The organism is Mycobacteroides chelonae CCUG 47445, assembly GCF_001632805.1.
GTDB lineage: Bacteria > Actinomycetota > Actinomycetes > Mycobacteriales > Mycobacteriaceae > Mycobacterium > Mycobacterium chelonae.
This window is the reverse complement of sequence record NZ_CP007220.1, coordinates 3,935,842-3,948,645: the sequence shown is the minus strand read 5'-3', so window position 1 is coordinate 3,948,645 and position 12,804 is coordinate 3,935,842. Positions and strand designations below refer to the sequence as shown.

General features: G+C 63.4%; 11 protein-coding genes. 6 read left to right on the top strand and 5 right to left on the bottom strand.

Annotation, left to right across the window (positions count from 1 at the left end; translation table 11 throughout):
• The first annotated feature begins 57 nt into the window (after nucleotides 1-57).
• From rpsL to tuf, 4 genes are all read left to right on the top strand, one after another.
• Nucleotides 58-432 (top strand): 30S ribosomal protein S12, encoded by a 375-nt coding sequence (rpsL, locus tag BB28_RS19325; RefSeq protein ID WP_003929602.1) that lies wholly within the window; start codon nucleotides 58-60, stop codon nucleotides 430-432.
• Nucleotides 432-902, top strand: a complete 471-nt coding sequence (rpsG, locus tag BB28_RS19320) for a 30S ribosomal protein S7 (RefSeq protein ID WP_030096665.1) — start codon at nucleotides 432-434, stop codon at nucleotides 900-902. The genes rpsL and rpsG overlap by 1 nt, the downstream gene beginning before the upstream one ends.
• Before the next feature lie 77 nt (nucleotides 903-979).
• Entirely contained in the window at nucleotides 980-3,085 is a 2,106-nt protein-coding gene (fusA, locus tag BB28_RS19315) for an elongation factor G (protein WP_046254680.1), read from the top strand.
• Between the two features lie 68 nt (nucleotides 3,086-3,153).
• A complete protein-coding gene (gene tuf, locus BB28_RS19310; RefSeq protein ID WP_046254679.1) occupies nucleotides 3,154-4,347 on the top strand; it encodes an elongation factor Tu in 1,194 nt (397 codons plus the stop codon).
• Between the two features lie 134 nt (nucleotides 4,348-4,481).
• Here the strand turns inward: tuf and BB28_RS19305 are convergent, their stop codons facing one another.
• Nucleotides 4,482-5,831, bottom strand: a complete 1,350-nt coding sequence (locus BB28_RS19305; RefSeq protein ID WP_046254678.1) for an oxygenase MpaB family protein — start codon at nucleotides 5,829-5,831, stop codon at nucleotides 4,482-4,484.
• Nucleotides 5,832-5,927: 96 nt separating this feature from the next.
• The gene (locus BB28_RS19300) at nucleotides 5,928-7,286 is read right to left on the bottom strand and encodes an oxygenase MpaB family protein (RefSeq protein WP_046255987.1); all 1,359 of its coding nucleotides are present in this window, start codon (nucleotides 7,284-7,286) and stop codon (nucleotides 5,928-5,930) included.
• A gap of 113 nt (nucleotides 7,287-7,399) precedes the next feature.
• Here BB28_RS19300 and BB28_RS19295 point away from each other — a divergent pair, with 113 nt between their 5' ends.
• Together BB28_RS19295 and BB28_RS19290 are read left to right on the top strand one after the other, a co-directional pair.
• Nucleotides 7,400-8,200, top strand: a complete 801-nt coding sequence (locus BB28_RS19295) for a hypothetical protein (protein ID WP_064393606.1) — start codon at nucleotides 7,400-7,402, stop codon at nucleotides 8,198-8,200.
• 159 nt (nucleotides 8,201-8,359) lie between these two features.
• Entirely contained in the window at nucleotides 8,360-9,181 is an 822-nt protein-coding gene (locus BB28_RS19290; RefSeq protein WP_046254676.1) for a mycofactocin-coupled SDR family oxidoreductase, read from the top strand.
• A gap of 7 nt (nucleotides 9,182-9,188) precedes the next feature.
• Here the strand turns inward: BB28_RS19290 and BB28_RS19285 are convergent, their stop codons facing one another.
• From BB28_RS19285 to rocD, 3 genes are read right to left on the bottom strand one after another with little or no spacing between them, the layout of a single operon-like run.
• Entirely contained in the window at nucleotides 9,189-10,070 is an 882-nt protein-coding gene (locus tag BB28_RS19285) for a universal stress protein (protein ID WP_046254675.1), read from the bottom strand.
• The gene (locus BB28_RS19280) at nucleotides 10,067-11,542 is read right to left on the bottom strand and encodes an APC family permease (RefSeq protein ID WP_046254674.1); all 1,476 of its coding nucleotides are present in this window, start codon (nucleotides 11,540-11,542) and stop codon (nucleotides 10,067-10,069) included. The genes BB28_RS19285 and BB28_RS19280 overlap by 4 nt, the downstream gene beginning before the upstream one ends.
• A gap of 25 nt (nucleotides 11,543-11,567) precedes the next feature.
• Nucleotides 11,568-12,788: an ornithine--oxo-acid transaminase gene (gene rocD, locus BB28_RS19275; protein ID WP_046255986.1), complete on the bottom strand. Its 1,221-nt coding sequence runs from the start codon at nucleotides 12,786-12,788 to the stop codon at nucleotides 11,568-11,570.
• Nucleotides 12,789-12,804: the final 16 nt, after the last annotated feature.

Genomic DNA, 12,804 nt, shown 5'->3' with positions numbered 1-12,804 from the left:
TTCATATGGGCTCGCAGTGCTAGAGCCCAGTAGTAGCTAGAGACAGAAAGCCGGTACATGCCAACCATCAACCAGCTGGTCCGTAAGGGTCGCCGGGACAAGATCGCCAAGGTGAAGACCGCGGCCCTTAAGGGCAGCCCGCAGCGCCGTGGCGTGTGCACCCGCGTCTACACCACCACCCCGAAGAAGCCGAACTCGGCGCTGCGGAAGGTGGCCCGTGTGCGGCTGACCAGCGCGGTGGAGGTCACCGCTTACATCCCGGGTGAGGGCCACAACCTGCAGGAGCACTCGATGGTGCTCGTGCGTGGTGGTCGTGTGAAGGACCTCCCCGGTGTGCGCTACAAGATCATCCGCGGCTCGCTGGACACCCAGGGAGTCAAGAACCGCAAGCAGGCTCGCAGCCGCTACGGCGCCAAGAAGGAGAAGAGCTAATGCCGCGTAAGGGACCCGCGCCGTCGCGCCCCCTGGTCAACGACCCGGTTTACAGTTCGCAGCTGGTGACCCAGCTGGTCAACAAGGTGCTGCTCGATGGCAAGAAGTCCATCGCCGAGCGCATCGTTTACGGCGCCCTGGAGCAGGCCCGGGACAAGACCGGCACCGATCCGGTCGTCACCCTGAAGCGCGCCATGGACAACGTGAAGCCCGCCCTCGAGGTGCGCAGCCGCCGCGTCGGTGGTGCCACCTACCAGGTGCCGGTCGAGGTGCGTCCCGATCGCTCCACCACCCTGGCCCTGCGCTGGCTGGTGAGCTTCTCGCGTGCTCGTCGCGAGAAGACCATGGTCGAGCGGCTTGCCAATGAGATCCTGGACGCCAGCAATGGCCTGGGCGCATCGGTGAAGCGCCGCGAGGATGTCCACAAGATGGCCGAGGCCAACCGGGCGTTCGCGCACTACCGCTGGTGATCTGACGGGCCTCACTTCACGGCGAGGCCCGCCCAGTTCCTCCATCCCCAATTCGAAGCGAAAGAGCGGAAACTTCTGTGGCACAGGAAGTGCTGACCGACCTGAACAAGGTCCGCAACTTCGGCATCATGGCCCACATCGATGCCGGCAAGACCACCACGACTGAACGCATCCTCTTCTACACCGGTATCACGTACAAGATCGGTGAGGTCCACGACGGCGCAGCCACCATGGACTGGATGGAGCAGGAGCAGGAGCGCGGCATCACCATCACGTCGGCCGCGACGACCGCTTACTGGAAAGAAAACCAGCTCAACATCATCGACACCCCCGGGCACGTCGACTTCACCGTTGAGGTGGAGCGCAACCTGCGCGTCCTCGACGGTGCCGTCGCGGTGTTCGATGGTAAAGAGGGCGTGGAGCCGCAGTCCGAGCAGGTGTGGCGTCAGGCCGACCGCTACGACGTTCCGCGCATCTGTTTCGTCAACAAGATGGACAAGCTGGGCGCCGACTTCTACTTCACGGTGAAGACCATCGAGGATCGCCTCGGTGCGCGTGCGCTGCCCATTCAGCTGCCGATCGGTGCCGAGAACGACTTCGAGGGCATCGTCGATCTGGTCGAGATGAACGCCAAGGTGTGGCGTGGCGAGACCAAGATGGGCGAGCAGTACGAGGTCGTGGAGATCCCCGCGGACCTGAAGGACAAGGCCGACGAGTACCGGGCCGCGCTGCTCGAAGCCGTCGCCGAGACCGACGAAGAGCTGCTGGAGAAGTACCTGGGCGGCGAAGAGCTGACGATCGATGAGATCAAGGCTGCGATCCGCAAGCTCACCATCAACTCCGAGGCGTACCCGGTGTTGTGCGGTAGCGCGTTCAAGAACAAGGGCGTGCAGCCCATGCTCGACGCGGTGATCGACTACCTCCCGACCCCGCTGGACGTCGGTGCCACCACCGGCCATGTGCCGGGCAAGGAAGAAGAGCTCATCACGCGTGAGCCCAACACCGACGAGCCGTTCAGCGCGTTGGCGTTCAAGGTGGCCACCCACCCGTTCTTCGGCAAGCTGATCTACATCCGTGTGTACTCGGGCAAGGTCGACTCGGGCAGCCAGGTGGTGAACTCCACCAAGGGCAAGAAGGAGCGTCTGGGCAAGCTGTTCCAGATGCACTCCAACAAGGAGAACCCGGTCGAGTCCGCGTCCGCGGGTCACATCTATGCCGCGATCGGACTCAAGGACACCACCACCGGTGACACCTTGTGCGATCCGAACAACCAGATCGTGCTGGAGTCGATGACCTTCCCGGATCCGGTTATCCAGGTGGCCATCGAGCCGAAGACCAAGAGCGACCAGGAAAAGCTGGGTACCGCGATCCAGAAGCTGGCCGAAGAGGATCCGACCTTCAAGGTCAAGCTGGACCAGGAAACCGGCCAGACGATCATCGGTGGCATGGGCGAGCTTCACCTGGACATCCTGGTGGACCGCATGCGCCGCGAGTTCAAGGTCGAGGCGAACGTCGGTAAGCCGCAGGTGGCCTACCGCGAGACGATCCGCAAGAAGGTCGAGAACGTCGAATTCACCCACAAGAAGCAGACAGGTGGATCGGGCCAGTTCGCGAAGGTGATCATCAGCCTCGAGCCGCTGGTGGATGCCGAGGACGGCGCCACCTACGAGTTCTCGAACAAGGTCACCGGTGGACGCGTTCCGCGCGAGTACATCCCGTCGGTGGATGCCGGTGCGCAGGACGCCATGCAGTACGGCATCCTGGCCGGCTACCCGCTGGTGAACATCAAGGTCACCTTGCTCGACGGTGCGTACCACGACGTTGACTCGTCGGAAATGGCGTTCAAGATCGCCGGTTCGCAGGCTCTGAAGAAGGCCGCTCAGTCGGCCCAGCCGGTCATCCTCGAGCCGATCATGGCTGTCGAGGTCACCACCCCCGAGGACTACATGGGTGATGTGATTGGCGACCTGAACTCCCGCCGTGGCCAGATCCAGGCTATGGAGGAGCGCAGCGGTGCTCGTGTCGTCAAGGCGCAGGTTCCGCTGTCGGAGATGTTCGGTTATGTCGGCGACCTTCGGTCGAAGACCCAGGGCCGGGCTAACTACTCCATGGTGTTTGACTCGTACGCCGAAGTTCCGGCGAACGTGTCGAAGGAGATCATCGCGAAGGCAACGGGCGAATAGTCCGCCGGAGCACCGCGCCCCCGGCGCAACACTGTAAGTAACAACAACAAGAGTCCAGGAGGACACAAGTGGCGAAGGCGAAGTTCGAGCGGACGAAGCCGCACGTCAACATCGGGACCATCGGTCACGTTGACCACGGCAAGACCACTCTCACTGCAGCGATCACCAAGGTGCTGCATGACAAGTACCCCGATTTGAACGAGGCGTCGGCCTTCGACCAGATCGACAACGCTCCCGAAGAGAAGGCTCGTGGTATCACGATCAACATCTCGCACGTGGAGTACCAGACCGAGAAGCGTCACTACGCACACGTGGACGCCCCCGGTCACGCTGACTACATCAAGAACATGATCACCGGTGCCGCCCAGATGGACGGCGCGATCCTGGTGGTCGCCGCGACGGACGGCCCCATGCCGCAGACTCGCGAGCACGTGCTGCTCGCCCGTCAGGTCGGTGTGCCCTACATCCTGGTCGCGCTGAACAAGTCCGACATGGTGGACGACGAGGAGCTCCTCGAGCTCGTCGAGATGGAAGTTCGCGAGCTGCTGAGCAGCCAGGAGTTCGACGGCGACAACGCTCCCGTGGTGCGTGTCTCGGCGCTCAAGGCGCTCGAGGGCGACGCCGAGTGGGGCAAGACCGTTGCCGATCTGATGGATGCGGTTGACGAGTCGATCCCGGACCCGGTTCGCGAGACCGACAAGCCGTTCCTGATGCCCGTCGAGGACGTGTTCACCATCACCGGTCGTGGCACCGTGGTGACCGGTCGTGTCGAGCGTGGCGTGATCAACGTGAACGAGGACGTCGAGATCGTCGGCATCAAGGACACCACCACCAAGACGACCGTCACCGGTGTTGAGATGTTCCGCAAGCTGCTCGATCAGGGCCAGGCCGGCGACAACGTCGGTCTGCTGGTCCGTGGTGTGAAGCGTGAGGACGTCGAGCGTGGCCAGGTTGTGGTCAAGCCCGGCACCACCACCCCGCACACCGAGTTCGAGGGCAGCGTCTACATCCTGTCCAAGGACGAGGGCGGCCGCCACACGCCGTTCTTCAACAACTACCGTCCGCAGTTCTACTTCCGTACCACTGACGTGACCGGTGTTGTGACGCTGCCCGAGGGCACCGAGATGGTGATGCCCGGTGACAACACCGACATCTCCGTCAAGCTGATCCAGCCGGTGGCCATGGACGAGGGTCTGCGTTTCGCCATCCGTGAGGGCGGTCGTACCGTCGGCGCGGGTCGCGTTACCAAGATCCTCAAGTGATCTAAAGACGCCAAGAAAACGGCGCTCACCCTTCGGGGTGGGCGCCGTTTTCGTTGTCGGCCCGTGGCGAGTGTCGACTTGTTGCGCCGTTTTCCCGCGTTTTCGCGCGATAAGTCGACACTCGCGGGGATCGGTTAGCGGGCGAAGGCGTGCCCGGACGTGTTGTTGTCGTGCATCGTGTACGTCGAGGCCACCTTGGCCCGTTTCTCGATCAACTCCGAGAAAAGGTTGTTCACCGCACTGGGATTGGGGTTGAACGCATCCAACTGTCGGCGCATCAGGCCGATTCCGGGCAGTCGATCGAGAACCGCGGAGGCGTTGGCGTTGACCGTGGCTGCCGTACTGAACAGCCAGCCCGACAGGCGGTGGTTGATCCCTTCGAAGGTTGTGCCCTGGAAGAATTCGTCCATTGCCGCCGGTCCCATCAGCATGCTGCCGGGGCCCGCGAGCACTTCAGCGAACATGCGCCGGACGGGTCCGGTCCGCGCTCCGGATATGCCGGTGGCCAATGCTTCGATCAGCTCGACGCGCCAACGCGAGGCATCCCCGGAACGGGCCAGCAGGTAATCCAGATTGCGCATGGCATCGATGCCGGTGCGCGGCAGCAGGTCTTCGGTGACGCCGAACATCAGTGCCCACCGCAGCAGGTAATGCCATACGTCATCGATTTCCCTTAGCGTGCAAGATCTTCCGAGTCGGTAGTCGACAAGGAGTGCTCCAAGCATCGCCTCGATGAACCCGCACATGGATGCGTTGGAGATGGGCGCGCCGTATTCGGCGAAGTTGTCTTCGCCCCAGGCGCTACGCAGACCTCGCCGGGCCAGTGCGTGCACCAGACGAACGCGCATCGTCAGCTTGATCTGTTCAGAGCCGGGTACCAACCCGTCACGGTCGAAGATCATGGAGAAGAACCGATTCGTCTCTGCCAGCCGTTGGGCACTCTGATAACGGAACCGGCCGGTGGCCCCGGTGGCTGCCGACACATCGGAGTTCATGACGGTGTCGAATACCGCGAAAGTCGCCATGACCGCGGTGGTTGCGGTGGTCACTTGGCGTGCCCGCAGCCGGCCCCGTTCCGCCTTGGCCGGATCCCACCACTGCGGCACGCGGTAGGCATCCGCGAACAGTGCGCGCAACGCCTCGGGAGGATCATCCAGGCTGTCGACGCCATGCTCGACGGCTTGTTCGAACAGTGCCCGGGCCTGCGCGGACCCGAGCTGGTGAAACAGCTCGGCGACGGCGTCCATGGGCTCGTCGCCCTGCCACATGTGATCGTCGAACAGGCGGGTCGCCGGGGTGGGGGTCACCTCGTCCTCGACGTCGAACCAGGGGTCGAACAAATAGTGTCGGCAGTGGCGCCAGATCCACCCGAATTCGTTCTTGCCCTCGGGGATTGGGCGTAGGTCCATGTCCGGACGGAAGTAGTAGTCGAACGGGTGCTGATCGCCAGACAGTGGTGTGTCGACCACGGTGAGTTCGGGCATCCGGGCGCCTCCTGGGTGTTGACGTCGACATCATTGACAACGTGCATTGTCAATATTAGGCCGTGTGGGGAGAGCTCACAAGAGCTGACAGTGTGGCTAGCTGGCGAAGGCGTGCCCGGAGGTGTTGGTGTCGTGCATCGTGTAGGTGGAGCTGACCTTGTGGAGCTTTTCGAGAACGTCGAAGGCTGGGTTGATGAGAAGGCTTGGGTTCGGTATCAGCCGTCCGTACGTGATGCGGCGGACCCAGTTGATTCCTGGTACTCGATCGCGGATGGCGGCGGTATGTCCGCCGGCTGTCGCGACGGCTTTGACGATCGTGCCTGGGAGCCGATGGGGTATCCGTTCGAACTGGGTGTCGCGTAGGAACTCGTCCATCGCTTGCGATCCCATGAGAACCGAACCGGGACCACCAATGACGGTCGAGTACAGCAGGTCTCCTATTCGGTTCTGGAACCCGCCGGTGGTCAGCGACGACAGGACTTCCACAAGTTCCACTCGCCACTTCGATGCTTCGCCGGATCGTGCCAGCAGGTAGTCGAGGTTGTGCATAGCCTCGATGCCGGACTTGGGGCACAACGTCTCTGTCACGCCGAATAGCAACGCCCATCGAGACATGTAGTGCCACACATCATCGATCTCCTTGAGTGTGCACGGTCGGCCGAATCGTTGGTCGAGCACCAATCCACCCAACGCCCCGGCCTCGATGAATCCGCACATTGATGAGTTGGGAATCGGCGCCCCGAACCTCGCATAGTTGTCTGGACCCCATGCGGATCGAAGGCCCTTGCGGGCCAGCGAATGTACAAGCCGCACGCGTAGGGTCAGCTTCATCTGTGGTGAACCGGGCTGCATGGCATCCCGATCGAAGAGGGTGGCGAAGAACCTGCCGGTCTCGATCTGTCGTTGCGGGCCCTGATCGCGGAATCTTCCGGTGGCGCCTGTCGATGTCGAAACATCGGAGTTCATGACGGTGTCGAATACGCCGAATGTCGCCATGATGAGGAAGGTGGGGACAGTGGTCCGATACAGCCGTTGTCGTCCACGCTCCGCCTTGGCGGGGTCCCACCATTCGGGCACGCGGTATGCGTCCTCCAGAAGAGCGCGCAGTTCATTCGGCGGGTCGTCCAGGGAATCGATGCCATCGGTGATGGCCTGCTCGAACAGGGGGCGTGCGCGTGCCGAACCCATGCGCTCGAACATGGCCACCACGGCATCCATCAGTTCGTCGCCCTGCCACATGTGGTCGTCGAACAGTCGCGTCAGTGGCGTGGGGGTGACGTCGTCTTCGACGTCGAACCAGTTGTCGAACAGCACGTGTCGGCAGTGGCGCCAGATCCAGCCGAACTCGTTCTTGCCCTCGGGAATTGGGCGTAGATCCATGCCCGGTCGATGGTAGTAGTCGTACGGATGAGGATCGCGGGCCGAGGGGCTATCGACGGCGGTGAGCTTGGGCATGGTGAATGCCTCCTGTTCGGCAATGTCGGCATCGTTGACAACATGTATTGCCAATATTAGAGGCTGGCTGGATCCCGCACAAGATGCCGCGCAGGTGGAGGATGATGAGCGCCATGAACGTGGTCGGACGCTTTCTGAAAATCCTGGCCTTCTCGTTGATCTGCGGGATCGTCGGGCCGATATTCATCGTGATGTATTACGTGATCGACCAACCCGCGACGAGTTGGATGCTGTATAGCGGCGTCGGTATCACCATCGGGATCGTCGTGTTGGCGTTCGTGTTGACGTTGGTCTTCACTCGGACCGATGAGGCGCGCAAGCTGTTGGAGGCCAACGGTATTCTCGCGCTTGCCGACGTAGTGGCGGCCAATGAGACCGGCATGAGGGTTAACGATCAGCCGGTCATCAAGCTGACGCTTCAGGTGCACGGGGAAGGGGTCAGTCCGTTCCGTGCCGAGACGAGGACGCGGGTGTCGGTGCTGCAGGTACCTGCCCTCTCGCGCGGCAAGCTCGTTGTGCTCGTGGCGCCCGGCACCGAGCAGTTTCAGATCGATTGGCAGCGCACCGCGTTACTCAGCGGTCAGGTGCCGGCCAAATTCACCAGCTCGTCGCAGGGCCGCGAGTACGACCTGACCGGGCAGGCCGGTCCGCTCTTCGAGATCATGAAGGTTCTCAAGGCCAATGGTATTGGCACCGATGGGGTGGTGGACATCCGTTCTAATCCGGTTGTCCGCCAACAGATTGACGCCATTCTGCGCAAGACAGAGGGGGCTGAGCGGGCCTCGTCGGCCGACCCCGGCCCCGGCGGCTCGGTATCCGACCGGCTTGCCGAGCTCGATCGGTTGAAGCTGGCATCGCTGGTGTCCGAAGCGGAGTACAACACCAAACGCGCGGAGATCCTCGGCGATCTCTAGGCCGACGGCGCGGCCCAGGGGCAATGGCGCGCGCCTCGATCGCCTTGCGGTGGTTCGCCCTTCCTGATGGCAGTGTTCATATTGTCCGCTGAGCGGTCCTCAATCTGGAACACGTTCTAGTGCTGCTGCTAGCCTGGCTTCAATTGCAAAGGAGCAGACATGGCGGATCAGCCCTTGGCTGGAAAAGTGGCCTTCGTAACCGGTGCGGCTCGTGGGCAGGGGCGGCAGCACGCCGTCCGGCTGGCCCAGGCGGGCGCGGACATTGTTGCGATCGACGCGTGTGCCCCCGTGTCGGAGTATGCGGGGTACGAGGCCGCGACACCGGAAGACCTCAAGGAAACGGTGCGGCTCGTTGAGGCTGCCGGGCGCAAGATCATCGCCGAGCAGGCCGATGTCCGCAACGGTGCGGCCCTGCAGAGTGTGGTCGAGGAGGCCGTTGCCCAGTTCGGGCACATTGACGTCCTCATCGCAAATGCCGGAGTGCTCAGCTGGGGCCGGTTGTGGGAGATGCCCGACCAGCAGTGGGAAGACGTCATCGACACCAACCTCACCGGCACCTGGAAGACCGTGAAAGCCGTTGTGCCGACGATGATCGAGGCCGGCAACGGCGGTTCGATCGTGATCGTCAGCTCGGTGTCCGGACTCAAGGGCACTCCGGGTAACGGCGCCTATGTCGCCTCGAAGTTCGGCCTGACCGGACTCACCAAGTCGTTGACGATTGAACTGGCCGAGTACGGCATCCGGGTCAACTCGATCCATCCGTACGGGGTGACCACGCCGATGATCACCGGCGACGCCATGATGAAACTGCTGGCCGAACACCCCAATTACCTGCCGAGCATTGCGCCGATGCCGTTGTCGCCCACCAAGATGCTGGAGCCTGATGAGATCTCCGATGTGGTGGTGTGGCTGGCGGGCGATGCTTCGGGCACGTTGGCCGGTGCTCAGGTGCCCGTCGACAAGGGGCACCTGACCTACTGAGACGGCTCTAGCCCGGCATCACCACGACGGGCACCGGGCTGTGCCTGACGATCTTGGTTGCGCGGGACCCCAGGAAGACGCGGGCAACCGTGCTGTGGGGGCGGCTGCCGAGCACCAATAGCTCGCCGTCGAGCCACTCGGCATTGTCCAGGGCGTCATCCCAACTGTCGCCGGTGACGACCTTCAACTCGACCTCGGATTCGATCACTCCGTCCTGACGTAGGCCGGCCAGCGCCTCTTCGGACTGGGCGACCCAGCTGGCGAGCACCGCGTCCTCGGCTTCGGGGCCCACCCCAGCCGTCAGCATGGTGCGGCCGCGCACGGCGAAGGTGACCACGCGCAGCGGCGCGTGCAGACGCTGTGTCAGCCGAACCGCTTGGTGTACAACGTCAACCGCATCCTCTGTGCCTGGGTATCCGCAGGTGACTCGGCTGACCGTGCCGGCCTTCGAACCGCGGTAACCGCGGGGGCTGATGGCCAGTGGGACGGGGGAGGAGTGCAACAGCCGATCCCCGGTCGAGCCCAGCACCACTTGCCCAAGGCGTCCTTCCGAGGCGGAGCCGACGACGAGTACATCCGCGTCGGACGCCTCCACCGCTTCCAGCAGCCCGCCGGATACCGAGCGATGAGCCACGTTGTGGAATGTGACATCGATTCCGGCGCTGATCTTTTCGAGATACGCAGCGGCCTCGGACTTCGAATCGTCGGAAAGTTTCTGAGCCCATTGCGCGTACTCGGCGTCGATCTTGGCTTTCGACAGTGTGGTCCACGGCTTCGGCACCACGGTGGTGACCGTCAGGGAGGTCTCGAGAACGCGGGCAGATTCGACAGCCAGGTGCAGGGCGCCCTTGCCGCCCTTGCCCGAGAGATATCCGACGACGACGGTCATACCGGTTCCTTCTCGGGCAGTTCGGCCGGGTCGTTGGGTACGTCGTTCAACGCGCTGTGGTGCCGTCCCCACGCCAGATAGAACACCAGCACCACGGCAACCCAGGACCCGAAGGCGATCCAGGTGACCCAGGGCAAGCTGAACAGGATGTAACCGCAGGCAATCACGGACAGAACCGGTGTGACCGGGTAGCCGGGAACACGGAAGGCGCGCGGCAGCTCGGGTTCTCGGATCCGGAGGATGATGACGCCGATCGACACCACGATGAAGGCGGTCAGGGTGCCGATCGACACCATGTTCGCGAGGCTGTTCAGCGGTACGAATGCGGCCATGAGGCCCACGACGATCGCGACGATGATGGTGTTGTTCACCGGTGTCAGCGTGCGGGGATTGACCTGCGCGAAGATCGAGGGCAGCAGGCCGTCGCGGCCGATGGCGAACAGGATGCGGGTCTGGCCGTACATCGAGACCAGGGTGATCGAGAAGATCGAAATGACCGCGCCGACCGCGAGGAAGGTACTGGCAGAGGTACTTCCGGTGACCTTGTCCAGAATCAGGGCCAGGCCGGCGGACTGCCCTTCGAACTCCCGCCACGGCTGCGCGCCGAGTGCGGCAAGGGCGACCACGAGGTAGAAGGCGGTGACGATGAGGAGTGCGGCGATGAGCGCGCGCGGCATCGTGCGTTGCGGGTCCTTCACTTCCTCGCCGGCGGTGGACACCGTGTCCAACCCGACGTAGGTGAAGAAGATCGTTCCGGCTGCGGCACCGATGCCGCTGACGCCGAACGGCGCGAAGTCGGAGAAGTTGCCCGCCTGAAACGCGGTGAACGCGATGATCGCGAAGACAGTAAGAACGGCGAGTTTGAGCAGCACCATGACCGTGTTCACGAGTGCGGACTCGCTGGTGCCACGGATGAGCAGGATCGCGCACATGATGATCAGGACCACGGCCGGCAGGTTTAGCCAGGCGTGCGGCACTCCCGGATCGACGTTGTCCCAGGGGGCGGCGCTGATCGCGTGCGGCAGATGCGATCCGAAGACGTTGACCAGAAGCTTGTCGAGGTACTGGCTCCAGCCCACCGCGACCGCGGCCGCTGATACGCCGTACTCCAGCAGCAGACAGGCGGCCACCACCATCGCTGCCAGCTCGCCCAGAGTGGTGTAGGCGTAGGAGAACGAGGAACCCGATACCGGTACCGCGGAGGCCAACTCGGCATAACAGAGCGCTGCCAGTCCTGCGGCGAGACCGGCGACCAGGAACGAGGCCATCACCGCGGGGCCTGCCTTGGGCACGGATTCGGCCAAGATGAAGAAGATTCCGGTGCCCACCGTGGCGCCGACGCCGATCATGGTGAGTTGGAATGTCCCCATCGATTGCCTCAGATGCCCGCCGGCGCCGTGGGCAGTGGGAGCCCCCGACGTAGGACGGCGCCGCAGCAACTGCTGGGCAAGGCTGGGTGACGAGGGTGCCATTGCGCCTCCTGGGGCCGGGCGAAACCTACCGGCTTTTGGCCAGCGCATCAGCGAACTGGTCTATTGCCCAATCGATTTCGTCCTCGGTGATGACAAGGGGTGGTGCAAACCGGAGAGTCGCGCCATGCGTGTCCTTCACTAAGACGCCACACTCTGCCATGCGCAGACTGATTTGTCTTCCGGTTGCCAGATTCGGATCGATGTCGACCCCGGCCCACAGTCCCAGTGAACGCACCTCGGTGACGCCATGGCCGATCAGGGCATCCAGGCGTCGTCGCAGATGCCCACCGAGAACCGCCGCACGCCGCGGGAACTCACCACGCTCGAGGATTGCCACGACTGTCGATCCGATGGCTGCGGCCAACGGATTTCCACCGAAGGTGGAGCCGTGCTCGCCTGGATGCAGCACGCCAAGCACATCGACGTCGGCGACCACGGCAGAGACCGGGACCACGCCACCGCCCAGCGCCTTGCCCAGTAGGTAGACGTCCGGGACCACGTTCCAGTGATCACAGGCGAACATCTTGCCGGTGCGCGCGAGCCCGGCCTGGATCTCGTCGGCGATGAACAGCACATGGTTCTCGGTGCACAGTGCGCGGACCGCCGGCAGGTAGTCGTCGGGCGGAATGATGATGCCGGCCTCGCCCTGAACCGGTTCGAGGAGGACGGCGACGGTGTTGTCGTCGATCGCCCGTGCCAGTGCGGCGATGTCGCCGAACGGCACCATGCGGAAGCCGGGTGTGAACGGGCCAAATCCGCCGCGCGCCGTCTCGTCGGAGGAGAAACTTACGATGCTGATGGTCCGGCCGTGGAAGTTGTTGTGAGCCACCACGATGTTGGCCTGTCCGGCGGGCACTCCCTTGACGTCGGTGCCCCATTTACGGGCGACCTTGATGCCACTTTCCACCGCCTCGGCCCCGGTGTTCATCGGCAGCACCATGCCCTTACCGCAGAGGCGGGCGAGGTCGCGACAGAACCTGCCGAGACGATCCGAATGAAATGCCCGGCTTACCAGGGTCACCGTGTCGAGCTGAGCGTGGGCGGCCGCGAGAATCTCGGGGTTGCCGTGGCCGAAGTTCACCGCCGAGTAGGCGGCCAGACAATCCAGATAGCGCTTGCCGTCCACGTCTTCGATCCACGCGCCCTCGGCGCGGTGAGCGACGACCGGTAGCGGCGCATAGTTGTGTGCGCCGTACTGCTCGGCCAACTCGATGTATTCGGCGCTCTTATATGAGTCGGGTGACATGCCGGGGGCCTCCGTG

Excerpts from the sequence above, each read along its gene's own strand:
- rpsL (WP_003929602.1), top strand. The coding sequence starts at position 58 with ATGCCAACCATCAACCAGCTGGTCCGTAAGGGTCGCCGGGACAAGATC.
- rpsG (WP_030096665.1), top strand. The coding sequence starts at position 432 with ATGCCGCGTAAGGGACCCGCGCCGTCGCGCCCCCTGGTCAACGACCCG.
- BB28_RS19305 (WP_046254678.1), bottom strand. The coding sequence starts at position 5,831 with ATGCCCGAACTCACCGTGGTCGACACACCACTGTCTGGCGATCAGCAC.
- BB28_RS19300 (WP_046255987.1), bottom strand. The coding sequence starts at position 7,286 with ATGCCCAAGCTCACCGCCGTCGATAGCCCCTCGGCCCGCGATCCTCAT.
- BB28_RS19295 (WP_064393606.1), top strand. The coding sequence starts at position 7,400 with ATGAACGTGGTCGGACGCTTTCTGAAAATCCTGGCCTTCTCGTTGATC.
- BB28_RS19290 (WP_046254676.1), top strand. The coding sequence starts at position 8,360 with ATGGCGGATCAGCCCTTGGCTGGAAAAGTGGCCTTCGTAACCGGTGCG.
- BB28_RS19285 (WP_046254675.1), bottom strand. The coding sequence starts at position 10,070 with ATGACCGTCGTCGTCGGATATCTCTCGGGCAAGGGCGGCAAGGGCGCC.
- BB28_RS19280 (WP_046254674.1), bottom strand. The coding sequence starts at position 11,542 with ATGGCACCCTCGTCACCCAGCCTTGCCCAGCAGTTGCTGCGGCGCCGT.
- rocD (WP_046255986.1), bottom strand. The coding sequence starts at position 12,788 with ATGTCACCCGACTCATATAAGAGCGCCGAATACATCGAGTTGGCCGAG.